This window comes from Pseudoalteromonas rubra (assembly GCF_005886805.2).
Classification (GTDB): Bacteria; Pseudomonadota; Gammaproteobacteria; order Enterobacterales; family Alteromonadaceae; genus Pseudoalteromonas; species Pseudoalteromonas rubra_D.
Genome location: NZ_CP045429.1, coordinates 2,505,110 through 2,528,227 on the forward strand (window position 1 = coordinate 2,505,110; position 23,118 = coordinate 2,528,227).

The 23,118-nt window shown below is 45.8% G+C and carries 21 protein-coding genes; 7 read left to right on the forward strand and 14 right to left on the reverse strand.

Annotated features, from left to right (window positions below):
* Positions 1 to 314: 314 nt before the first annotated feature.
* Both CWC22_RS10790 and CWC22_RS10795 read right to left on the reverse strand, forming a co-directional pair.
* Entirely contained in the window at positions 315 to 1,295 is a 981-nt protein-coding gene (locus tag CWC22_RS10790) for a hypothetical protein (protein ID WP_138539723.1), read from the reverse strand.
* Positions 1,296 to 1,593: 298 nt separating this feature from the next.
* Entirely contained in the window at positions 1,594 to 2,301 is a 708-nt protein-coding gene (locus CWC22_RS10795) for a hypothetical protein (protein ID WP_138539724.1), read from the reverse strand.
* A 350-nt stretch (positions 2,302 to 2,651) separates the two neighbouring features.
* Here CWC22_RS10795 and CWC22_RS10800 point away from each other — a divergent pair, with 350 nt between their 5' ends.
* Entirely contained in the window at positions 2,652 to 3,581 is a 930-nt protein-coding gene (locus CWC22_RS10800; protein ID WP_138539725.1) for an energy transducer TonB, read from the forward strand.
* Between the two features lie 159 nt (positions 3,582 to 3,740).
* On the opposite strand, the gene CWC22_RS10805 is transcribed toward CWC22_RS10800, so the two are convergent.
* Positions 3,741 to 4,742 (reverse strand): FHA domain-containing protein, encoded by a 1,002-nt coding sequence (locus CWC22_RS10805; RefSeq protein ID WP_125563675.1) that lies wholly within the window; start codon positions 4,740 to 4,742, stop codon positions 3,741 to 3,743.
* A 301-nt stretch (positions 4,743 to 5,043) separates the two neighbouring features.
* Between CWC22_RS10805 and CWC22_RS10810 the strand changes: the two genes are divergently transcribed.
* Complete coding sequence (locus CWC22_RS10810) at positions 5,044 to 7,638, forward strand: serine/threonine-protein kinase (RefSeq protein WP_138539726.1); 2,595 nt, start codon at positions 5,044 to 5,046, stop codon at positions 7,636 to 7,638.
* A 6-nt stretch (positions 7,639 to 7,644) separates the two neighbouring features.
* Here CWC22_RS10810 and CWC22_RS10815 read toward each other — a convergent pair whose 3' ends face one another.
* On the reverse strand, positions 7,645 to 8,175 hold the full coding sequence (locus tag CWC22_RS10815; RefSeq protein WP_125563679.1) for a hypothetical protein: 531 nt from the start codon (positions 8,173 to 8,175) through the stop codon (positions 7,645 to 7,647).
* A 209-nt stretch (positions 8,176 to 8,384) separates the two neighbouring features.
* Here CWC22_RS10815 and CWC22_RS10820 point away from each other — a divergent pair, with 209 nt between their 5' ends.
* Complete coding sequence (locus CWC22_RS10820) at positions 8,385 to 9,143, forward strand: hypothetical protein (RefSeq protein ID WP_138539727.1); 759 nt, start codon at positions 8,385 to 8,387, stop codon at positions 9,141 to 9,143.
* 13 nt (positions 9,144 to 9,156) lie between these two features.
* On the opposite strand, the gene CWC22_RS10825 is transcribed toward CWC22_RS10820, so the two are convergent.
* Positions 9,157 to 9,558 carry an ACT domain-containing protein gene (locus CWC22_RS10825; RefSeq protein WP_138539728.1) on the reverse strand — a complete coding sequence of 134 codons (402 nt, stop codon included), beginning with the start codon at positions 9,556 to 9,558 and terminating at the stop codon, positions 9,157 to 9,159.
* Positions 9,559 to 9,913: 355 nt separating this feature from the next.
* Here CWC22_RS10825 and CWC22_RS10830 point away from each other — a divergent pair, with 355 nt between their 5' ends.
* The 4 genes from CWC22_RS10830 to CWC22_RS10845 all read left to right on the forward strand — a co-directional run bounded on the left by CWC22_RS10830 (position 9,914) and on the right by CWC22_RS10845 (position 14,974).
* Entirely contained in the window at positions 9,914 to 11,422 is a 1,509-nt protein-coding gene (locus CWC22_RS10830; RefSeq protein WP_138539729.1) for a helix-turn-helix domain-containing protein, read from the forward strand.
* 238 nt (positions 11,423 to 11,660) lie between these two features.
* On the forward strand, positions 11,661 to 12,794 hold the full coding sequence (locus CWC22_RS10835; protein ID WP_171045156.1) for a DcaP family trimeric outer membrane transporter: 1,134 nt from the start codon (positions 11,661 to 11,663) through the stop codon (positions 12,792 to 12,794).
* 10 nt (positions 12,795 to 12,804) lie between these two features.
* On the forward strand, positions 12,805 to 13,662 hold the full coding sequence (locus CWC22_RS10840) for a substrate-binding periplasmic protein (protein ID WP_138539731.1): 858 nt from the start codon (positions 12,805 to 12,807) through the stop codon (positions 13,660 to 13,662).
* Positions 13,663 to 13,672: 10 nt separating this feature from the next.
* Complete coding sequence (locus CWC22_RS10845) at positions 13,673 to 14,974, forward strand: dicarboxylate/amino acid:cation symporter (RefSeq protein ID WP_164517617.1); 1,302 nt, start codon at positions 13,673 to 13,675, stop codon at positions 14,972 to 14,974.
* 49 nt (positions 14,975 to 15,023) lie between these two features.
* On the opposite strand, the gene CWC22_RS10850 is transcribed toward CWC22_RS10845, so the two are convergent.
* The 9 genes from CWC22_RS10850 to CWC22_RS10890 form a co-directional block, all read right to left on the reverse strand.
* Complete coding sequence (locus tag CWC22_RS10850; RefSeq protein ID WP_138539732.1) at positions 15,024 to 16,022, reverse strand: hypothetical protein; 999 nt, start codon at positions 16,020 to 16,022, stop codon at positions 15,024 to 15,026.
* A gap of 104 nt (positions 16,023 to 16,126) precedes the next feature.
* The gene (locus CWC22_RS10855; RefSeq protein WP_138539733.1) at positions 16,127 to 16,789 is read right to left on the reverse strand and encodes a hypothetical protein; all 663 of its coding nucleotides are present in this window, start codon (positions 16,787 to 16,789) and stop codon (positions 16,127 to 16,129) included.
* A 182-nt stretch (positions 16,790 to 16,971) separates the two neighbouring features.
* Positions 16,972 to 17,967, reverse strand: a complete 996-nt coding sequence (locus CWC22_RS10860; RefSeq protein ID WP_138539734.1) for a hypothetical protein — start codon at positions 17,965 to 17,967, stop codon at positions 16,972 to 16,974.
* A gap of 18 nt (positions 17,968 to 17,985) precedes the next feature.
* Entirely contained in the window at positions 17,986 to 18,804 is an 819-nt protein-coding gene (locus CWC22_RS10865; protein WP_138539735.1) for a lamin tail domain-containing protein, read from the reverse strand.
* 2 nt (positions 18,805 to 18,806) lie between these two features.
* Complete coding sequence (locus CWC22_RS10870; protein WP_230090564.1) at positions 18,807 to 19,442, reverse strand: glycoside hydrolase family 19 protein; 636 nt, start codon at positions 19,440 to 19,442, stop codon at positions 18,807 to 18,809.
* A 155-nt stretch (positions 19,443 to 19,597) separates the two neighbouring features.
* Positions 19,598 to 20,404: a hypothetical protein gene (locus tag CWC22_RS10875; RefSeq protein WP_138539737.1), complete on the reverse strand. Its 807-nt coding sequence runs from the start codon at positions 20,402 to 20,404 to the stop codon at positions 19,598 to 19,600.
* Positions 20,397 to 21,434: an MlaD family protein gene (locus CWC22_RS10880; protein ID WP_125563705.1), complete on the reverse strand. Its 1,038-nt coding sequence runs from the start codon at positions 21,432 to 21,434 to the stop codon at positions 20,397 to 20,399. The genes CWC22_RS10875 and CWC22_RS10880 overlap by 8 nt, the downstream gene beginning before the upstream one ends.
* Entirely contained in the window at positions 21,406 to 22,104 is a 699-nt protein-coding gene (locus CWC22_RS10885) for an ATP-binding cassette domain-containing protein (protein WP_138539738.1), read from the reverse strand. The genes CWC22_RS10880 and CWC22_RS10885 overlap by 29 nt, the downstream gene beginning before the upstream one ends.
* Entirely contained in the window at positions 22,104 to 22,856 is a 753-nt protein-coding gene (locus tag CWC22_RS10890) for an ABC transporter permease (protein WP_010386433.1), read from the reverse strand. The genes CWC22_RS10885 and CWC22_RS10890 overlap by 1 nt, the downstream gene beginning before the upstream one ends.
* Positions 22,857 to 23,118 lie beyond the last annotated feature (262 nt).

Below are 23,118 nucleotides of genomic sequence, written 5' to 3' on the forward strand. Positions count from 1 at the left end.
GCCGCTACTGGCTGAGCCAAATAACAACCTGTTTTTAGTTGTAATCAGCAATCAATCATATTGCAGCATCAAGAGGCCATCAAACGAATCAGGACGAATGCATAGTAAAGGAAATAACGTATTATCATCCTCTATGCCTGTAATTATGTGCAGAAAATTTCGTTACAAATATAAGTTTGGTGGAATTATTGGTTGTTACTGCGCTAGCTAGTATTCGTAAATACGCGTCTTTGACTTTAAGATTTAAGACAGAAACTTGTTGTCGAGGTGTACGAGCAGTAATCTGTCCGCTCGTACTTTAAGCCAAGTTACGGTTAATTATTAACCGGATCACACCAGCGGTGCCCATTCATTTCTGTGCATTTTACAATTTTGGGGGTGTCTTTTACTGTTAACTGAAACTTGTTGTTTAAGTTAATGCTAGCCTGACCCAAAATGATAGTGTTGAAGCTTGTTTGGCCATTGAACTCATGAAAAAGCTGCCTTTTAGTCCTGTCAATGGTGAGCTCTATATGCGCACCACGAATTAATTCAGCAAATTCATCTTTCAACTTAACAGCGTAATCCTCACCACCAATAACATAAACCCCAGTTGGAATCGCCTGATCCAGCCCAAATATAGTCTTCTGATACTGATTTATTCGACTACTTAACGCGGCCTGGATCTTTGATTCAGCAGTGATTTCAATCTTATCCTCCAATTTATTCGTTAAAATTGCATTGAAGCCAGGAATAAAGTCGAACACAGAGTCAACATCTATCGAAACGTTAATATTAAAACCCGGATTTAACCTGAGTCCACTGATTACGCCGGTATTAACATTATAATTACCGCTCAAATTCAATACATTGCTAGAAACAATTATTTTTCCTTTTGCATACCAACTCTTTTTAATTTTAGCTAAGGCATAAACGCTAAAACCGCCAACAGTCGCTGTTACATCGCCATTTGGCTGGCCGCGAAGACTCACTTTGAAAGGGCCTTGTATTTTAAAATCGAATCCATACAGGCTAGCCTTACCTGAAATAGCAGCGGTTACCTCATTTTTAATTTGGGTATACATTTCATCTTCTGCCGCTCTCAATTGTTTGATCTTTTCAGTTGCTTTCAGCAAGCCCATGTGCTGTTTGCTATAAGTAACATTTTGCCCATGCCGCCGGTAGGTAAATTCACCAGTCGCATTCCACTGCTCTACATATTCATATTCCTCATAGATATCGAAAGCGTTGGCTTGTCCAAAAAATGCAAACGAGGCTATAACTGCAAGTATCCATAAATTAATGTGTCTATTCACGATTTACTCCTTTATACAATTGAATTCATTATTGCTTTGCCATTACACCTCCTATTCAAAACCGCTAAATAACAGATATAAATGGCGCGACAAGAATACGCTCCAACCCAACCAAAAGCAAACGAAAATCATTTTTATTTGCATTAAAAGAGAGTAAAAACTAACAAAATATCTTTGTCCAAAAGATATAAGGTGGGATTGATTAAATTTCTGGCTATTGAAAAAATGAGAGAAGTATCAGGTGATAAAAGTGACGTGATGGCCTTTGCAATCGCAAAGGCCTTAGCAAACAGAAAAGTTACTTAGCCTCGCTTAAAATTTGCAAATTATCGGTAACGCCTTTGGCCATTGGCACAAGGAAAATTTGTGCTTCCTTGAGGCGCTCAGTTGGTACGCCAAGAATATATTGGTCGCCAAACTTATACACTTCTTGTGACTCATAGCGGCTTGTTTGACGCCAGAACAGCTCTCCCTTTTCATTGTAGCCATCAATTTGCAGGATAATTTCTGGCCTTAGCTCAATAAAGTTGGCGTTTAGCTCTTGTGCGCCAACCGCCAAGTCCGAGCGCTCAGTATAATAAATGGTCACAAACAAGTTAAGATAAGCACCATCAACCAGTGGATAATCATACTCAACGCTTAACAGCTCGTTATTGTCACCGTATTGCATGCTCACTTCAGACTCTGTAACAGGGTTCAGTGGCAGTGCAGCACGCTGGCGAATGCCATCAACCAGAGTCGTTTCAAAAGTATGTAACTGCTCCATCAACTCATTTCTCTGAGCCGGGTCAAACATGTCCAGGATCTCCTGCACGCCCTTAATGGCTGTGGTTAACTCTGAATAATCACCAGACAGGTTTTGATCTGGATCTCTGATCGGTGCCAGCTCTACCTGCAATGTGCGTATATTGATATTGCCCTGATAATCATGCGTCAGCGGTTTACTGGCGCACCCAGCGACTAAAATCATCAAACCCAATAAAAAGAAATGTGTTAACGTTTTCATATTGCTCTTTTGTTTAATCTACTTTGCTCTCAATCAGCAACTGTACTCACGGCGTCCACTGTAAACAGGTTTTGCCGCCACTCCTATTCTCCCCCGTTGAGCAAGCGAGAATATCCACTTTCGCGCAATAATAACCTATAGATCACTCCTGGCAATAGTGTCTTAATGTATTTCAATTGTGAGAATACGTAGATTAGCAAATAAATGAGTGTCAACTTACTGGTACAAGGATATGCCGGGCCCGAAACATCCTAGCCATGTATTTGTCCACTTTGTACGCTAAATCGAAAACTCACCGGCCAAATACTGCCATATGATATAATCTGACCTGAGCAACTGGGATAATTAACATGAAAATAAAATTACTTTGTTTACAACTCGCAGCACTTATTGCACTGAGCGGCTGCCAGTCTTCCGGTCAATCTCATCAAACTACTACAGGCGCAATCGGGCACTGCAACCCCCTTACCTATCAGTGTCATCAACAACGTAAAAGCAGCCCAATCAGCACATCAATTCAGGCCAAACTTGAGCGGGCTAATGCACTGAGCCGTTCAGGTAAAATACTCCCTGCAATGGAACTTTTAGAGAGCCTGACCCCAGGTACTAAGGCTGAGACTGCTGCAATAAACTATCAACTTGCGCTGGTGCACGATCGTAACCAAATGGACCATATGGTGGTTTATTACGCACAAGCCGCGCTGTCCGGGCAACATTTGGACTCAGAAAAACACGCGACACTGTTACGCCTTGAACTTCTCAGATTATTTAGACTGGGGTATTTTGATGAAGCTAAAAGTAAGATCGACGCCTATTACACATATATGGGGATAACAGCAGACAGATATCTTGACCCGGTGCTGCTTTACATTGCCTTACAGCAGGACGATAAAGCGGCAATGAGTGCACTCAGAGAAAAAATGAATAAAAGCTCACAAAAGTCAGATGTCTACGCCAGTTTTGTCGCACTCACCTCAGTGAAGATAGAGCAAGCGAAACAACCTAGGTTTTCTTTGCCCAAGGAGCCCGTTGTTAAATATCAGGTGCCATACGACTATCCGAGAGAAGCAGCTTACCAGAGAATTGAAGGCCATATATCGCTACAATTTGATATCGATAGTCAGGGAAAGCCGGTAAACATTACGGTCTTAGAATCAAGCCCTACAGGCGTTTTTGACCAGGCTGGGATTGATGCATTAACTCAATGGCGGTACCTGGTCAATCTGGACACGAATGGCAAAGTGATCGAAGGCCAGGCACTTAACATTGAATTTCGGTGAGGCCTGAACTATTGACCATTTGCCCACTCACAAGCCAAAACAAGCCTTATAACCGGCTCAATTTAATTACGTGACATGATACCCTGCCAAGACAGGATAAGTCCAAAAACGATTTGGGCTTATCCTGACTACTAGGTCGCAACAAAGCAAAGTATTTTGCTAACCTACCATTAGCTCATCATGCTGTTGATATAAGGTAGACGCTTCAAGCTGCTGACCTTTGACAATGCTGAAATGCCTGCCACCAAAACGAACTCTCCCCCGCTTGCGTTCAATGAGAGACTCAGCCATGGATTTATCTTTCATACGATCAACAAACTGTTTGCGCGCACGATGGATCTGGATATTGATATGACTCTCTGTCAGTCCCAAATCACGCGACAATTGCTTCACCGACACCCATCCCTGCGACGCATCATCGACTTGATGTTGCATATCTTTTACCCGGTAACGCGCCAACAGTGCAGTCAGATAATGGTGTGTCCGGGTTTCAAAATCGACTTTCTCTTGCGCTTGCTTCACCTGTAATTCGGCGTACTCCTCATCCTGGCTCAGTGTAAATAAGTATTCCAAATCGGCTGGATCCGTTTCAGTTACTTCCGCTGTACACTCCTGCTGACTTGCTCGTGTCTGGATCAAACTCCAAACCTGTTGCGCAAACCGCAGTTGCTCACCATCGGTAATACTAACGGGATGTTCAGAGCCGACCTCCTCATAACACCAGGATTGCTCCGTACTGTTGAAATACACTATCAGCTCGGGATCCGATTCACTCGGTAGCAAATGATAGTTCTCCAACTGAATCACCGGCTCTTGTCCATCGACAAGCTCATCATGACTATATGGCACCAGCAAATCTTCAGGTGGTGCTAAGTCTGTGACACAGAAACTGTGACAACTTGAGTCGGAAAACCGAATTTCGTCATTGATGTTTAATGCAACATCCTGATTGTAAGGCACCCTGACATCATTTAACCAGGTGCCATTACGACTCAAATCACGTAAAAACCAGTAGCCCTGTTGCCATTCAATAACGGCATGGATCCGCGAAATAGCCAATTCATCAAAGCAGCTATCCACGGAGTGTTTGAGTCGCCCAAATCGATGAAATGACTTTAAATATAAATACTTAGATTGCTGTTTATGCTTTAACGTGGCCATAGTCGCTCCTCGATAACGGCTCTGGGAGGCTGTCACACAATGTGTTGTGCCAAATCCCAGTTTACTGTCCCTTCATAAGCATAACACCGTTTACTGAAAACACAGATTTCACCACATTACACCTAAGTATTGTCATATTCAAAACAGTCGCTACTGGCCTCTGAGCGGATAAGCTGGCATTTGATTTGCTTAACCGTTACTATGACAATTCGGTACATATGGCACTGTTCAAGGCCACTTTCCCGGCACAAGAATTACGTTTAACGCGTTGCCATCCGTAAGGCACAAGATAATAGATAACATGGATAAATCGCACCAACCTTCACACACAACGCAGTCAGCGGATCACAATATCAGAGTCCAGCAAGCTGACTTACCCGAACATTATCATGTTATAAAAGTGTTAGGGGAAGGAGGAATGGGCGAAGTATTACTCGCAGAAGATACCCGACTCAACCGCCAGGTTGCTATCAAGCGACTTAAGATGCATGGCACAGGCGAAGATATCTCTGTCGCAATTGCAGAGGCACAGATCCTCGCAAGATTAAATCACACTCACATCGTTCAGCTTTACGATATAATAACTACACCCTCACAGGTCTTCCTGATTATGGAGTACGTTGATGGCAACACCTTACTTTTTCACCAGAAAACTCACATACTGAGCCTCGAGCAAAAGCTCACACTACTGATACAAATCGCCAATGGTGTTGCAGCGGCCCATCAATGTGGTGTGATCCACTGTGACCTTAAGCCGTCAAATATCCTGCTCGATACAAATCAGCAAGTTAAAATCACGGACTTTGGCATTGCACGTCTCACTCAGGCACATGAAGATGAACATACTGCCAAAGTGCATCAAAGCCATGGCAGTATACTGGCAATTTCACCCGAACAGTTACGAGGAGATACCCTGACTCCTCAATCGGATTTATTTTCTTTTGGCGTATTAGCATATGAACTTATCAGTGGACGCCATCCATTTGGCAAAACCAATATACGTGGACGTATTTTAACTGGTGAGTATGACAACGCCGATGAGATCATTCCAGCTCTGCCTGAGCCGCTTTGCTGTTTGTTGAACCAACTGCTTTCAACCTCCCCCAAAGAGCGCCCGGCGGATGCAAGACAAGTAGCCAAGCGTCTTGAACACATTCTGATAGCACTCACACAAAATGCGATATTGGAACAAGAAACAGTCCCTCTGCACGCTGCACCTGAACAGAAAAACAAGGCACCTAAGATAAGTTGGTACACGAATCGTCGCGTCGTATTTTTGGCTTCGTTTTGCATCATGGTGTTTACGCTCATCACCTTTTTCCTGACCTGGAATAGCTCGGAGCGCACAGATACCACCCGTTATATTGCGGTGCTAAAACCACCGCAAAAAAATGTAGTGAGTGCAACGATCAATCAAGCTATCAGACAATACATTTTGCAAAATGAAGGACTGGAACTGGTGGTTTATAACCATGAGGCCTATTCTAGTCTACAGGAAGTGGCTAGCGCTACAGGTGCCACTGATATCATTACCAGTGAAATAGACTGCTCTGATGCCAGCTGCGAAGTCACATTCAGCAGGTTATACGGCGACAAGTGGACAGTTCAGCAGCAAATATCCTGGCCCATGCCAGCCAATACACACCTGAATAATTTTTATACGGCTCAGCAACATGCCGCAAAGCTATTTGGGGAAATTGCACCAATAAAAGTGCAGCGCTGGAAAATAAACCAAAAAGAATATCTGGATTATCTTGCCATATATGAAGATGTTAACACCAACGGGGCTTACAACATCGATAGCCTCAACAGGCTGGAAGCGCTTTTAACTGACGCCCCAGAACTTTCTGCCGCGTATACTCTGCTGGTCGATGTTGGATTAAATATTTATCATCAAAGTAAAGATGACGCGATACTGGCTCGGTTAAGCATGAAGCTTAATAACGCACCCATAAGCTATAAACAAAGTGTACTTTTTCAAAGAGAAATGATGCTTCTGGCGTTGGAAAAAAATGATATGCAAGCCTTTGACATACACTACGAAAAAGCCACAGCCAGGTCGCTAAGTGACTATGACGCGCAAATTATTTTAGCTCGTAAAGCAAAAAAACAAGGCGCACTCGATCAGTCTATTGAGCACCTTGAGAAGGCGCTTTCTTTGCGCAGTAGCACCTTTGTGATGTTTAACCTTGCCAATGACCTGTATTTAAATAGTCAGTTTGAACGTGCTATCTCCCTGTTGAATAAGATTATTGAAATCACACCCGATGACTACCTGGCTAACCAACTACTTGCTGACATCTTTATGATACAGGGGCAACTGGACAAAGCCATCACACGATATCAAGTCGTCGTGCAAAAAGATCCTCAACCAATGGATTTGAATATGCTGGCATTGACCCTGATGCTAGATCAACAATACCCGGCAGCGCTGGAAGTAGCCAGATCTTTGCCTGATGTCGAAAATAATACCTTGTTTTTACTGAACCTTGCGGACATAGAAAAGCTAAATGGCAATATGCAGGAAGCAACTCAACATTATCAACGTGTCATCCATTTAAATGCAGATCAGCACTCAATGTATGAATTACTCGACAGAGCGCAAGCTCATGCCCAACTGGGTCAATTTGAGCAAGCTATCAGCACCTTAAATCGTGCAATTAAGCTTTCCCCTGACAACAGTGAATATGCTTTCACGGCAGCGCTGGTTTACGCCTTGGCCAATGAACAAACATCTGCAATCGTTCATGCCAAAGCCGCATTAGAAGTGGGTTATGGCACAGTTTGGTTTAATTTACCCTGGTTTAGGTCTTTGTGCGGTAATCCAGGCTTTCTCGCATTATTGACACAAGAAAGCCCGCTATGCAGAACTAGCCCTCAACCTTCAGAAGTTTGATGCTGTTTAGGCTGGTTTATTTCTTCGTACACCTACTCTAGGGTCCTGAGAGTAGAATATCTCGTTCAGCTGACCCGCTGAGTTATTTAATCTCACAGCAACGAAACGGAAGTCGATGGTTTCAAACATGTCACCCGGCAGAGCGGCATTACGAAGCACATTATCAATCGTCAGAACCAGGGTTTTACCTGAGCTTTGAATTTCTGTCGTCAGATTATAATCCTGTGCATCTTGCTCACTGGACAGAGAAATACCGTTTTGCCAAAAGCGCCAATCTCCTGACGTGCACTCTTCCATCTCTACAATAAAAACAGCCTGCTGTTTGGAGATCAAGGCACGCCGAGCATTATCTGAAATGCCAGGTATATCACCCAAATCAAACTCAACATTGAGTTGCGCATCCTCCGATACCAACTTATATTCTCCACACTCCTGATCGTAGTATTTCAAACCCCACTGTTCACTCGTGCCCGTCGGGCTAAGTCGAAACAGAAAACTCTTGCTGTTAAGTTCTACACTCATAACTTTGTTTTGCATCTTCGTCATTCCTTATCGGTTATTTCGCTGTTCAGCTTACTCCGTGTTTTAGAAAAACACCAATGAAATCCGCTAATTATTATTCCCTTTACCACAACAAAATATCTCCTGCTAGTGCATGTAAGAAGGTGTAATACTGGTGTAATGGTGTGCGTGAGCAAATCTCTTCATAGTATTGTCCCAGATAGGTAAACTATTAAGTTATCATTATGACTTTTGAATATAATTCTCGCCCAGCAGAGGCCGAAAACCGCAATACAACATGCGAAAAAGTGATGTATATCAGTGGTGTACAGGTAAGACCTGCTGGTCTGGACGGGGCCAGGCTCGTCGCAGTCGGCGGTACCAACGCCTTTCAGGCACATCTGGATGCAACACGCGCAAACTACCCTAATACCCGCTTGCTGCTCAGCCTCTCACCTGATGATAACGGTTGGCGCTACCTTAGCCAGGACATTAATGGCTGCCAGGGGTTTTGTCAGAGTGTGGTCGATTTTTTGCAACACTATGATCTGGATGGACTCAACCTGGATGCCGCCTCGTATTATGCTCAACTGGAAACACAAGCAATCAGTGGCAGCACGCATTATAAAAACCTGGTTACTATTTCATCTCATGATTTCGACGCACTACTGTTAGGCCTAAAGTATCAGTTTGGTCAGGCTGCACGAATTTGCGGGCAATCCTATTTATTGACGCAAATTGCTAACAGTACTGCACCGCTATTAAACCATAGCTATGCTGGGGAACTGGCGTGCAATAGCGAGGTTATCGGAGAAATGCAAACCCCACTAACAAGTAAAGGCCGCACAGTTTGCCTGAGTGATAAAGAAGCTGCCACACTAAGAGGCGGTGGCAGCTCTGGCAGAATGAGTGGCGTTATCAAATACCATAAAAACACACTCAATCACATGCAAGAGCGAGATTATTTCAGATATAGCCGTTTTGTAAATTTGATAAATGACTAGACCTTTGTATCAATTAGCTTGATGCAGCCAAAGTAGTCAGAGCGCCCAAAGCAGCCTGCGCATGGCTGGTTTGTACAAAAATATGATCGTGATAAAACGCGGCAACTACATTGGCACTGATCCCTTGTTCGGTCAGACATCGCGCAACGGCAGCTGTAAGGCCAACGGCTTCCAGACTGGAGTGAACAGTCAAAGTTATCTGGTGAAATGGACCTTCATACTCAAGGCCATACTGCTGTGCAGCCGCTTTTTCTACTATCAGTGTTAGCCCCTCTTGTTCCTGAAAGGTTGCAATGGGATTCAGTGGCACATACTCCTCAAGGCGGCCCGATACGGTACAAAAAACATATTCTGGCTCATGCAAAACAGGTTCCATGGTTTTAAGTAATGCTGTCAATTCAATAATACCTGCCATTCCAGTTGTTCCTTTTTCAGGTTATTTCACACCCTGCTACTCTAGCAAACTCAAATCACAGCGCCAAGCTCAATAAAATCTCTTAACCAATACAGAGCTGAGTGCAAAAGCATTAAATTAAACATATAAAACCCATCTTATTCAATTAAAATTAACCCACATGTAATGAGAAGTAACTAATACTTCGTAGTTTACCCCGATTGAATCCTGAATAAATTCCTTAACTTGTATTCATCAACCACCTAAAAAACCTTGTTTGCAGCCATACAGCCGGGTAATAAGTCACTGAATAGGCAGACTTATTGCTTAAAAAGGAGTTTGGACAGACAAAGTTGTTATTGCTTTGGAGTCAACGATGAACGAGTTAAACCACCCAGCTACACGCCAGATGTCGCCTTTTGAACAGCATGCGCCACTCACAAAATCACTCACCCGTTATCTGAATAGCCGGCTGCCGCCGCACCTGCTAAAACAGGTGCAACTGGAAGTCAGCGACTTCAACAACCCGGCCAGAACACACATCTATTTCAATCAGGACAATCATTGCACAAAAGCCGAACAACATAGCTTTCCCATTGTTTATCAGCGTAAAAAGATTGGTGCCCTTAATCTGATCAAGAACCAGGATACACAGCCAAATCAAAACCAATTATCACTGATCACCAGTCAACTCGCCGTGTTAGTCAGGCGTAATTCTGTCCAGTCTCTGTCACATCATCACCTTGGGCATGCCATTACCCTGATGGGGTATAGTGAGCCCATCATGGCATTGGAAAAAACCATCGAACGGATCGCTGAAAGCGGTTGCCCTGTATTTATCCAGGCAGAGCCAGGTAGCGAAGTGCTTGACGTAGCTTGCAAGTTGCATTTTAACGGCCCATCCAGTGCACATGCTTTCTATGAAATCGATTGTGCGAGCCTGAATGACGCTCAATTTTCTGAAAAGCTTCACTTTATTGCTGGTCGCTTCAAGCGTGGTTGTGTATTTCTTAATAATCTGGAAAGCCTCAGTCAAAGCCAACAGGGTCTGTTATGTGATATGCTCACAACCCGCAGCAACCATATCGGTACTGAGTCGACAGTTAACCTGCAACAAATCAGGTTAATTACGGCCAGCAGCGAAAATATAGAAAAACGCATTACACAAGGTCGGTTTTCCGGCTCTCTGTGGCAAAAAATAAACTTCTTCTCAATCACCCTGCCACCCCTGCGCGAACGTCATGAAGATATATTGCCGCTGGTGGATGTGTTTACAAAACGGCATCGACTGTACCGGGAACAAAGATTTAGCGAAGCCGCTCGGCAAATTTTTTGCAATTACCATTGGCCCAACAACACACAAGAACTTGAAAAAACGGTACTTCGCTTACTGACCTGCACACAACGTCCTGAGATAGATGTCTGTCATATTAAAGAATTATGTCCGCAGCTGGTAACTGATAACCAGTATTCAAACGAGCACATAACAACACGCTGTATTCAGGCCTTACTGGATCAGGAGTTAAGTGTGTTTGCCAAGTTTCATCCTAGCATGCAAAAAGCGCTCAGCTACATCAGTACACACTGGCAACACGACCTTTCGCTTGGCACGCTGGCGGCCAACGCATTTGTCAGCCCTTCTCACCTGTCCTACTTATTTAAACGCACACTCGGCAAAAGCTTTAAACAAATTCTCGCTGAGCTAAGAATACGACATGCCTGCCGTATGCTCGAAAAAAACCCCAACATGAGGATCACTGATCTCTGCATGGATGTCGGGTTTGGCGATCTCAGTCACTTTGAAAAGATCTTTCGTCGTTATACCCAGGTGCCTCCTCGCGAATATAAAAAGCGCTTACAACAGGCGGTCCGTTGTCACCCCTGATAGCAATACAAATTACTCACAATACGTCATATAAATATCCCCGGGTCGTCACAGAAATAGACCTTTTCCGACTTCTTTGACCACCCGGGCAACCACCACAGACATGGCTTGGTTAAACCTCTCTATGTACCGCAAAACACATTGCCGCGTTTTACCCGATTACTTCAGCGCTTCCCCTCAGCACCCTATTCACTCCAAAGCTAAGCTCCTGTTAATTATGTAAAAGAAGGAAAAAATCGTGAAAAAGCCATTTCTGTTTGCACTGAGCTCAGTGCTTATCAGTACAAGCGCAAACGCAGCCCCCCCGCAACTTAGCCTGTCAGGCTACATAAAAGTCGATGCACTCTACCAGCTGTCAGGACACAGTGGTGATCGAACAGATTATGCGACCTTAGGACAAGGGGAGCCAACCAACACAACCCGGATTCATGCCAGAGAGTCACGAGTCAGAGCAAGCTGGCAAAGTGACCAGCACTCCAGCCTGACAGCTGTACTGGAGCTAGACTTTTTTGCTGAGGGCTCATCTCCCAGCTCAGGCAGTGAGAAAATTGCTAATGGGGCCACACCGCGCCTCAGGCTCGCTTATATAGATACCGGGCACTGGCAAGTTGGTCAAAACTGGTCGAACTTTGTCGATGCCACGAGTTTTCCCGAGACGCTCGACTTTGCCAACGAAGCAGGCCAGTCCATGCTGCGTCAGAGTCAGATCCGATACACTTACAGACACGCCAACTGGCAGTTAAGTGTGGCCGCAGAAAATCCACAAACTGATTACGTCAGTACTGAACCCTCAGCACAATCCGATTACAACAGTGTCGATCCCTTGTTTGATATGAGCGCCCGGGCACGCCTGACACTCAGTTCAGGGCATGTTTCTTTGCAGTCGGTTTACCGTCAACTGAAACTCGATAACACCACTCAGTCAAACCAATCAGAAACTGAACATGCGTTTGGTGTTGGCTTATCAACTAAGCTTACTCTTGGTTCAAATACAACGCTGAAAGGCTATTTAGGGTATGGCAGAGGACTAGGACGCTATACACAGGAAGCCAACAATTACGCCGCTTACCTGACACCTACCGGACTCAATTTACTCAACAGCGGTGGAGGCTATCTAGCCTATCAATATCGCTTTGATGAGCGTTGGCGTAGTAACCTAAGTCTGGGTACAGTGCATATCTCGCACCCCAAATCGATTACCTCTGATAGCCCTCTGTCTTATAAATTTACCTCACTGCACTTCAACACAATCCATCAGCTTTCCACGGCAATGTACATCGGGCTCGAGTACGCACTGGTTCGTCGAGTGTTAACCAATCAGCAAACACATTGGTTGCGCCGTATTCAGCTATCAACCAAATATCGCTTTTAAGGACACGCCCATGAAATCTAACCCTTTTTTTCTACTCTGTCTGCTATGTTGTTTGTATACCCCCAGTACCTTCGCAACTCAGACGCAAGCCGACTCGCCAAGCCTGGAGCAGGCACCTGCACTGGCCAAAATACTCAGTCGAGGCACATTGCGTGTTGCAATGTATCACAAAGACACGCCCCCGTTTTACTACCATGATACCCAAGGCAAGCTGACCGGTGTTGACGTAGAGCTGATCAGAGGCTTTGCCGATAAGCTGGGCGTTTCGCTGAGCTTTGACCGCAGTGCGAAAACCCTGAACCAGGCAATTGATATGGTTGCCGAGGACAAAGCTGATCTGGCCATCTGTAAACTCAGTATCACCTTTGAAAGAGCCAGCCGGGTACTGTTCACCCGCCCCTATATTCGATTGCGTAAAGGCCTGTTGGTTAATCGTATTTTGCTTCAGCAACAACTCAACAACCGCAGCAAAATTGAAACTATCCAGACACTACAGGGCAAATTGGCGGTAATTGGCAATTCTTCCTACGTCGGCTATGCCCGGCAAAGATTCAGCCAGATGACGATAGTGCCCTATCCCACCTGGCAGGACGCCATCCAGGCTCTCAAAGCACAACAGGTGATTGCGGCTTTTCGCGATGAAGCTGAGGTAAAAAAAGTCATAGTCGACAATAAAAACAATGCTATGTCATTGCTCACCGTGGTGCTGGAAAAAGACTATGACCCGAAAGGCATTGCTTTAGCGCCTAATGCGCACTTCTTAAGAGCACTGCTTGAATCCTATCTCGATAACCTCTCACTGGATCTGAATGCCGACAAAGTGTTGTTTGACTACGACGACGTCATCAATCAGATCCATCGCTATTAACGGAGTAATCATGAATAAGTTTGTATTTTACCTGCACCATCTAAAAAGCAACTGGGCCATTTTTATTGGCGCCGGAGCCGGTATCCATATCGGCCTGAATGAACCCCAATTGATTAAAGTCGTATCACCGCTCGGACAGTTTTATCTCGATATGCTAACTATGTGTGTGCTGCCAATCCTGCTCACAGCGATTGCTCTGAGTATTGGCCGCTTGCTGAATCAACCAGACAGTCAGCGCTTTGTCAGTCGCCTGAGCTGGGTGTTTCTGGGCGGGATTTTTGCAGCCAGTGCAACCGGCACTTTATTTGGCCTGATGTTCAATCCCGGCAGCCACCTGGATACCGCCTCACTGGATGCAATAGGTAACGTGATCCAGGACCTATCTGCGGTCGATTTGGCGGTGGATCTGAATGAAACTTATCAACCTCCCAAAGAAAGCTCGCTTCTTCAGGCTTTCTTTTTTACCCTTGTCCCCTCCAATATTTTTTCCGCGCTGGCCAATGGCTATACCATTAAGGTACTGTTTTTCGCCATTTTATTCGGATTTGCCATTGGCACCATCAAACATACTGTAGCAGAACACATCTGTACCTCTTTTGAAGCGATTTACTCGGCTTTTAGCAAACTCGTCCAGTGGCTAATGTATGTGTTTCCATTTGGTTTGTGCGGCCTGCTTGCCTCAACGCTATCGCAAATCGGCTCTGACGCCATTCTGGCCATGATCAAGTTTATTCCCGTCGTGATTCTAACTTTTGTCGGCTGGTTTGTACTAATGTGTTTGGTTCTTTGGCATCGTACGGGGACCTTTTGGTATTCTCTTAGTGCACTCAAAGAACCCATTACAGTGTCACTGGGTACAGCGAATTCAATGGCGAGCCTGCCAGCAGCGCTTAATGCACTAACCGATAAATTTGGTTATCAAAAGCAAAAGGTCGATTTACTGGTGCCCCTTACTTTCAACCTGTGTCGAATTGGCCCAACGCTTTATTTTGCGCTGGCAACCGTGTTTGTCGTACAAATATATAATCTCGATATAGATCTGCTTACAGTGATGGTGATCATTATTGGGTCCGTTCTGGCGGGTACTGCTACCGCAGGTTCCTCAGGTGTATCTATGCTTACCATGCTGACTTTGGTCTCTGGTCCGCTTGGGCTTCCCTTGGATGCCGTTTTAGTATTATTCGTGGTGATAGATCCGATTGTTGCGCCGTTTCGGGTGCTGGCCATAGTGCACAGCTCGTGCGCCATTATCTCAGTAGTGCTACCTAAACCCAACCCAGACGAAAAGCGCCTCACACAACAACACTCCTAACAAATCATCCGGGTCGTCAAGTCACGACCCGGTGATACCTTAAGCAGAATTAATAAGACACAAAAGCAGAGCCCAGACATTGCCTGGTATCAAACTGATTAAAGCCACGGTGGTGCAATTGCCGTGATAGCCAGTTGCAATGGTAAGTAGCGGCAAGATTAAATTTATACCAGTTAGACTCTCTAAATTGGCTCAATGCCAGAATGCGCCCCGCTTTGGTGATCTGGCCATATCGCCGCGCCTGCTCCAAAAAAGCCGTTTCCCGTGATGCTGTATTACCTTTATCAGCCAGTTCAGGCATTTTGTATTCACTGAGTAATGCCGTCCACAAGCGCTCCCGGCTTACGCTGTTCGGTGTTTTGATCATTTGCGGATACAAAGCACACAACCTGCGGTAGATAGCCTGAACACGCGCATTTCTGCACATTTGCCAGTCGTTGCCAAACAGTTTCAGGGGTTTATTGTGTTGCCAGCAATCCAGCGCATAACAGGTCGCAAGCCAGCTCTGACAAAGCGCCGGCCAGTGCGCTAAAGGCCAGGTACTCTGATAAACGTAGAGGCGACAACCAAACAAAGCTTCAGACATCCGCTGTACTTCATTGTGATAGCGAGACTTAAAAATCACGTCGTTGAGCATCCTCCGGGAGAACCGGCTGTCCGGCTGACACATCAAAAAGGCGGGTAGCTTGTTTAACTGAGGTTTAATCATTGTTTCAGCCAACCGCCTAGAGGGGGAAGTTGACAAACCAGCTTCGTCTAATAGCAGTGCTGGTTCACCCATTCGTTGCTCATACTCACCAAAAGCCGGTAAGTGAGAAAAAGCCAGTTTACAGTGAGCTGGGCCAAAACTATCGATATTATTATCCGCACACCCCGTTTGGATCGGCGTAAGGTACGTTGAGTCGCAATGCCAGTTTAGGGTCTTTTGCGGTACCCGCTGCAACACACCCTGCCCAGCATATTTCGCCAACAGACGTGCGCGTTTGGGTTCAAAGTTAAGAGCAAGCCCTGCCAGGTAGGTGCCATAAAAATGGAACAAGGAAGTCATAAAGGCTCCGGAAAAATAAATTGCGTAATACGTTGAACCAAGTAACTCTTTGCTCTCCTGGTTCAACACATGGCGGCGCTGAGTAAGCCCGTGAGAGACGTGTGCTACTGACTAGGCTGATGATGGGCGCGCAGGCATTCTGTAAAACGATTGATGGCTCTTTGCGCTGTCAATTTATCTATCGTTGACGTCATTTGAGTCAGGTCACAAAATGTTTGTCCGGCTTTGACCCGCTGCTCAATAATGGCCTGAAAAGCCTGCGCAAACGCAAAACTACTTAGTTGACAGTAGATACGATGCTGTTCGATACTTGACAGCTCGTTGCGTGGCAAACTGTAAGAAACCAGGTAAGGTGGTATGTCAGAGACCTTACTATGATTGGCAGCCTGAGGGAAAAGTACGAAGTCGGTCGTGCGATATCTATCCATGATGTCATCACAAACAGGGAGGCTATTTGCATTCCCAAGCGCATAACTGCAAAACAACACATCCACACCTTCAATGAGTTCAGATAACAAGGCATTAAAAGCATACCTGATCCCTTGCGGCAGCTCTTCTTTTACCTGTAAGGGGGTAAATGCCTCTCCGGTTACACTGTATTCACTTGCCCAGCTTTGTCGCGGCAAAGTCGGTATGACGCTGTGCCGATTTCGGCTCGCCAGCGTATAACCCAGATCGAACAATTCCGTTACTTCAGGTTGATCTGACAAACAGGCGAATCGACGCCCATCAGGGGCCTCACATAAACGAAAACTCAATGTACTCATTTTTTCTGCTCCATAGTTTGAACATTACACTAGGATCAGAATAAGATTTATCGCGCCAATTTATCGGGGGATTTCTGCTGTTTTTTGCTGCAAATCTATGCACTTAGTCATAGCAATACATGGGCTGATTACCATTACGACTTTTGCAAGTCGACAGCCAGCATAATCAGACCATGGTACTATCATTGTGCGTGGCGACTTGACGTCACTGCATCGATCAACTCACTGAGCATCAATTGAATTTGCTCAAGCGTAATATCAGGATCGCTGGTCATCTTTTGTTGGATAGTAAGGATGCTCAGGCTTACTGAAGTGAGTTGCTCCAGTTCTTGTATACGCACATGTGAAGCCTGTGATTGTGTGCTGTTGTCAGGTGAAGGAGTAGTTGGCGGAGCAATAAATGACTGTACAGTTTCAACCACTCTGTCGAGTATTTTATACACCAAATTAGCAGAGAACCCACCGACCAATGCCATCGTAATTCTCAGCGCAGCCTGGCTGATCTCAGTACCACGATGCTGTGCAGCTGTGGCATCGGCTACTGCTTGCAAGTCAATCGGGATCAATTGTGTAAGAATGATCCCGGCAATCAGACCGACTACAAAGCGCACCCAGTAAGAACTTTCATATTTGGGGTCGTAACAACCCGCGGTCACATAACTATTTGCTTTAAACAGCGCAGAAAATGAGGCCCCGATTGCCGCAGCAGCGAGCAAAATTGCCTGCACATATAGCAACCTGGTTCCTTCCATATCGAACATACTGGCAACCATGTTCTCGTTGTTAATGTAACTCGACAGACTTAGTGCAATAAGCGCGACCAGTGAGCTGATCGCCACCAGCATCATTTTTCGAATCAATTTCACCCGACCCAAAAATAACAACCAGGATCCCTTATGACTTTCTTCTGCCATCAGCCAAATGGTCTCTGGTTTAGCCGGTGATACCAGCTCAGCCAGGCGGTTGTGTACCCGGGCAAGATCCCGCGCACCGGCCACATTTTTATCTTCGAGATCAAGTTGATATAGCATGATCACCGTGCTTTCTGGTACCTGTAATCCCTTGCGAAATGCAAATGCCATCATAGCATGGCATTCTTCGATGAGTTGCGTCCATGGCCTCAACCGGATGGTTGGTGTCCCGGCCTCAGGCTCTTTGCTGGCAGCTTGCGTAACCATTTACCTATCCTCCCTGATTCACCAGCTAAACTTGCTCACCAGCCGACTCTGATAGTCAAGCAAACATGCTTCGCCTCCCTCTCGCATCCACAAAGCCTGTTTACTGTTAAAACTGAACCCGCCAGTTTGTGTATGACACAGGCTAGTATAAACCCGCACCATGCCTTGTGGGCGTAATACCGCGCCTGTCGGGAACTCAAACTGCTGTGATTTATCGCCGACAACAGACCAGCCACTGAGATCTACCCAGGCCGATCCCAGATTAGCAATTTCAACGTATTCATCGTGCTGTGCTCTGTCATAGTGAACCTGACTAATGGCAACCTCACAGTGGGCAGCAACACCATATTTCCAGCAGCAGATCTCAGCCCAACTGGCATCTAACAAAGTTGCACTGTCTCCCCGGTTGTTCCAGATAGGTCGAGCACTGGCAAAGTTGAGCGTAGAGTCATGCTCACTGGTTGTGATGGTGAGCTTTTCTTGGGGGTGCATCAGTGTTCGGCGCGGAAAAACCAACGACTGCCCCTGATCACCCGCGCATAATTTCCAGCCATGTAAATCAACAATCGCCGGGCCCCGGTTGAAAAGCTCTATGTATTCTTCCCGATAGTTCACATGGCAGATCTGGATTTGATGTGCCGATAGCAGCTCAAAACACGTTTGCCACCAGACAGACATGGCATCAACTTCCTGAGCGCTTTGGCGCGCCTGAACAAAGTTCTCTTTGCATTGTTGCAGAATAAGATGCTCCAGTCTTTGCCAGCACAATTCGCTATTTTGCAGGTAGGCAAAGTGGCGACTTAATTCAATCAGCGACATTTTGCTAATTGCATCCATAGTCACACTCCCTGATCTATCGACATAAATTGTTTGGCACGATTTAAAAATGCCGCTCTGTCTTCCAGACCATGGATCCCGCCATTTATTTTTCGGGTGATGGCGACCAGTTCATCCTGATCAGCCAGCGCGTTCAATTTGCGACTTTGCCAGTAAAAACAAGCCGATCTGACCGCAATTTCCGGCTCACTGCAGATCAGGTCAGGCTGACCGAGCAGATCTTGCCCTATCGCTTCCCCGCACCTTTGATAGTTACTTTTACCTGTCAACTGTATTAGCCCCCGGCCACGATAGCGCCAGCCATCTCCGGAATCTTCATCACCATTGCCCATCCTATCGGCATACACCCGATTGGCAATCAGCTCTGGTTTACGCGCATATTCAGCAGCAAGCGTCGCATCCGGGAAGTACTTGCTAAATACGGAGCTCAGCGCCACTGTTGAGTAATTAAGATTTTCCTGCTTATATTTCAGACTGCCGCTTTCATGACCAATTTGTGCCAAAAAGTGCGCCATCCTTAATGGCGTTGTTATCTCGTACTCAGGCAACACTGAGTTCAGTGCACTCAGGTAATAACGAATATTATCAATACTGGCATGGGGCATAATGTCCTTGATAAGGCTTTGTGAAAGTTGCATGGCGATTGTCCTGTGGTCTGATTAGATGACCATCAGTTTGCCCAAACGCCAGTGTAGAGACTCGGACTATTACATGCAGGTTCGCAGGTAATCTACGATTAGCAACAACATATACAGATGTGGATTTAAGCTAAGAGAAAGACAAGTGCACAGGCTTAACGACCAAAACCGCTCACTTCGGTAAGACGCGTCTGATAATATTGAGCCCGGGCTTCATCGCCCACCGAAAGATAGTACTGCTTTGCGATCTCAAAGCAATCAATCAATCTATTCGTCAGCTCCAGAGATGCGAAGTGTGTAATCGCGGCCTCTATCGCCTGGGGCACATCTTGTTGTCCGAACGCAACCCGCCAAAGTACGTTGTGATAAATTACAAAAGACAAAATCTCAATGTTTTTCAGTGTCCTATCAGCTTTCATTTTTGCCAGTAGTTGCATATCCTGTCCAGCCTGAAGCCAGTCCAACCGATCTGGCGCATATTGCCAACCCACCCAACGATAGTAAACCTGTTTTTCTGGCTGATCGCCGTACTGAGCCTGTAATTTGCTCAAAATTGACTGTGCTTGTGCCTGCTCGCCACGAGAGAATGCCAATTTACTGCGCATAAAATCAATGGCAGGCATCAGCTCGGTCTGCTCAAACCTGGCAAACTCAGCAGCCTGAGCGATTTTGCTTTCCGCCAATTTACCCTGCCCTAGCTTGATATATACCGCCGCTTGCTTAAGCCGGGCTAATCCCATTTGCGCCACATCATGCCGTTTACTGGCATATCGATAAGCATTATCGTAATACTGTAAAGCCTGCTGATAAGCCCCCAGCTGTCGTTTGCGATCACCCTGAGCCAACCAGGCTGAAGCCTGCCGCTGATAGGTGTTAACCTGATAATCTCGCTCCGGCGCCGAGGAGCAACCAATCAACCCACTAAGGGCACAAAGCAATATCAGACAACGTATCTTAATCATGCATTTCGATCCCTTCGTTGTCGACGGGCGCACTGATCCCTTCTCTGAATACCGGGTGATTATTGAGCGCCTCCAGGGTTTTTTCCATTTGTGTCAGGACTTGCTGCACACTGTGTACTGTCAGGACAAACTGCTCTCGCTCACCGTGCACATCTTTGAGCATTTGCTGCATCACAGTAAGGTTAGCGTTGAGGTTGTGCAGAACCAGCGGCAGTTGGCTGTCAGTGATTTCTTTCACTAGTTCAGTGGGCTGACCATACGTTGTTAAAGTCGATTGAGCCTGGGTCAGCATGCTGTCTGTTTTAACCAGGGTCTGATTCAGCTGATTGAGTAATTGCGGCATTTGAGCCAGCCAGACCTGGCTCTGCTTGAGGGTTTTTTCAGCTTCAGGTAACAATTCGCTTTCGCGCAATTCTTCACTGACTATCATGATGTGATCACTGATCTTTGCGACTCTGTCGAGTGCTCTGAACAAGGAGCCCGCTTCTGGATTGTCTTCCTTTTGTAAATTCTGCAAAAGATCCTGAATACTAGTCAGGATCGACTCCACATCGTCTTTTGAGCGCGATACATAGCCTGCAGCGAGATATTGCTGACCAAGCGCGCTGTTGATGTGGGGTACCAATGCCCCTGCCGGCAAGGACACAAAAGGGCCCACTTTATCCGCTTCGGGTAACAGCAAATCTAGCGTCGTGACCTCATCAAAAATAGGATGTTGTTCACCCGTTAGCAGCGCGTATTTTACGACTTTTGTGCTGTACTCTTGAAACACCCAAAACTCAACGTCAATCTCATTACTCTGCAAATTGAGCTGATAACTGTCAATTCGCCCGATTTCCATTCCTTTGAAATATACAGCAGGCAACGCGCTCAAGCCACGCGCGTTATCCAGCACTGTCTTATAATAAACTTTGTCGGCAAAGGTGTGATTATTCACCAGGATCATGATGCAAAATGCGGCCAGGAGTAATACCCCGGTAAGGCTGAAGGCGATGACGATTCTATTGGCATTTTTGGGCTTGTGCTGCATGCTCACTCCCCAGAGTTAGTTCGTCCGGTACTCCCAAATGCAATTGGTGATCTGCCAGGCTCGTGATTAACTCCTGTCGATTTGAGCACAGCACCAGTGTCGTCCCTTTGTCTTTAAGGTCCTTGAGTAACTCAAGCTCATGTTGGCACCAGGCGCGGTCAACCTGTGCCATTGGCGCATCCCAAATCAACGCTTTTGGCTCCATGATTAACGCACGAGCCAGTCCGGCAAGTGATGCCAATCCGGAAGACAAACGGTCGGTGCGCTGGTCAAGATACTGAGTCAACCCGAATTGACGACAAATCTTCCTCACTTTTTGGTGTTTTTCGTTCAAACTAAGCCGGCTATGATGGCGATTTAATGGTAGCAGCAGGTTTTCTTCTAGCGTCAGGTTGGATATCAGCGCAGATACCTGGAAGATCACCCCCAGATCACGGCGAAAACGCGCATACTGCAACGCCGTCATTGTCGCTATCTCAACGTCATCGATCAGCACATGACCCTGTTGAGGGCGAGTGATATCACAAATAATGTTGAACAAAACCGATTTACCGCTGCCTGAACGCCCAGTGATCAACAAACATTCTCCCGGCTCAACAGTCACGTTAATACTGGCAAGAATAGGTTGATCTGCCACGCTGTGGCTTATGTCTTTTAGTGCTATTTTCATCACCAGTCACCCATCAGAGCGAAATACAACAAAGTAAACATCACATGGATCACACATAAGGCTATCAAACCCCGACCAACCGCTTTAATATTGCGCTGCGGTACCTCAGTAATCGCGCTTTTCACGGTCAGACCGTGATAGCTGGCAATCAGACTAATCATCAATCCGGAAAATGCGACTTTAGCCAACATGATCACCATATCAAGCCAGTGCAGCTGTGCCATGAGCTTAGCGAAAAACGTGCTCAGAGGGATCGAGGCAAATGCATTGCTGACCAGATAGCCGCCAAAAATACCGCACGCAACAAAGTAACTCATGAGTAAAATGAGCGATGCAACCATGCCTAAAACCCTAGGTGCAACGAGATAGGAGATCGGTGATACGCCCATGGCTATCAGTGCATCTATCTCCTTACGAACCACCATATTGCCCAACTCTGTGGTGATCGCAGTACCAGATCGGGCCAGCACCACAAAGCAAACAATAAACGGACCGAGATCCCTGACAATGGTTGAAATCAAAATGGCATAGGTCCACTTAACCTGACCAATGGAGGACAACAAAGGGTAACCCTGAACAATGATCAGTGCGCCTATCAATAAAGCAATCAGCATTACCAAACCGAGTGCCTCTACACCGGTAAAACGGATCTGCCGTAGTAAAATTTCCAGACTAATTGAACGGTGACGATGAAAGACTAAAAAGTCAGATATCACATAGGCTGAAAAAGGTAAAAATCCATACTTAATCATTACTGCTCCCTATTGTATTGGTACAACAGACACAGCATGCTCTGGCCCTAATTGAATCAGTTAACTTTAAGCGTAGCAGTAATTTGGTGTAATACCGTGAACAAAAAGTGATTACTTCGCGAAGTATGGATTTGCTTATTAGATCAGGAGGAAAACTTATCTCAGTATGATGCAAAGTGAGCGTAGCCCTCGTCAAAAGAACGAAGAACCGCGCACATTTGATACCGGTCAATGTTAATTCTAATCAAGATGCTAGACTAAT

Coding starts and splice junctions, on each gene's coding strand:
- CWC22_RS10830 (WP_138539729.1), top strand. CDS start 9,914: ATGAACGAGTTAAACCACCCAGCTACACGCCAGATGTCGCCTTTTGAA.
- CWC22_RS10800 (WP_138539725.1), top strand. CDS start 2,652: ATGAAAATAAAATTACTTTGTTTACAACTCGCAGCACTTATTGCACTG.
- CWC22_RS10860 (WP_138539734.1), bottom strand. CDS start 17,967: ATGGTTACGCAAGCTGCCAGCAAAGAGCCTGAGGCCGGGACACCAACC.
- CWC22_RS10865 (WP_138539735.1), bottom strand. CDS start 18,804: ATGGATGCAATTAGCAAAATGTCGCTGATTGAATTAAGTCGCCACTTT.
- CWC22_RS10840 (WP_138539731.1), top strand. CDS start 12,805: ATGAAATCTAACCCTTTTTTTCTACTCTGTCTGCTATGTTGTTTGTAT.
- CWC22_RS10885 (WP_138539738.1), bottom strand. CDS start 22,104: ATGAAAATAGCACTAAAAGACATAAGCCACAGCGTGGCAGATCAACCT.
- CWC22_RS10845 (WP_164517617.1), top strand. CDS start 13,673: ATGAATAAGTTTGTATTTTACCTGCACCATCTAAAAAGCAACTGGGCC.
- CWC22_RS10810 (WP_138539726.1), top strand. CDS start 5,044: ATGGATAAATCGCACCAACCTTCACACACAACGCAGTCAGCGGATCAC.
- CWC22_RS10875 (WP_138539737.1), bottom strand. CDS start 20,404: ATGATTAAGATACGTTGTCTGATATTGCTTTGTGCCCTTAGTGGGTTG.
- CWC22_RS10815 (WP_125563679.1), bottom strand. CDS start 8,175: ATGCAAAACAAAGTTATGAGTGTAGAACTTAACAGCAAGAGTTTTCTG.
- CWC22_RS10820 (WP_138539727.1), top strand. CDS start 8,385: ATGACTTTTGAATATAATTCTCGCCCAGCAGAGGCCGAAAACCGCAAT.
- CWC22_RS10890 (WP_010386433.1), bottom strand. CDS start 22,856: ATGATTAAGTATGGATTTTTACCTTTTTCAGCCTATGTGATATCTGAC.
- CWC22_RS10795 (WP_138539724.1), bottom strand. CDS start 2,301: ATGAAAACGTTAACACATTTCTTTTTATTGGGTTTGATGATTTTAGTC.
- CWC22_RS10805 (WP_125563675.1), bottom strand. CDS start 4,742: ATGGCCACGTTAAAGCATAAACAGCAATCTAAGTATTTATATTTAAAG.
- CWC22_RS10870 (WP_230090564.1), bottom strand. CDS start 19,442: ATGCAACTTTCACAAAGCCTTATCAAGGACATTATGCCCCATGCCAGT.
- CWC22_RS10850 (WP_138539732.1), bottom strand. CDS start 16,022: ATGACTTCCTTGTTCCATTTTTATGGCACCTACCTGGCAGGGCTTGCT.
- CWC22_RS10855 (WP_138539733.1), bottom strand. CDS start 16,789: ATGAGTACATTGAGTTTTCGTTTATGTGAGGCCCCTGATGGGCGTCGA.
- CWC22_RS10825 (WP_138539728.1), bottom strand. CDS start 9,558: ATGGCAGGTATTATTGAATTGACAGCATTACTTAAAACCATGGAACCT.
- CWC22_RS10880 (WP_125563705.1), bottom strand. CDS start 21,434: ATGCAGCACAAGCCCAAAAATGCCAATAGAATCGTCATCGCCTTCAGC.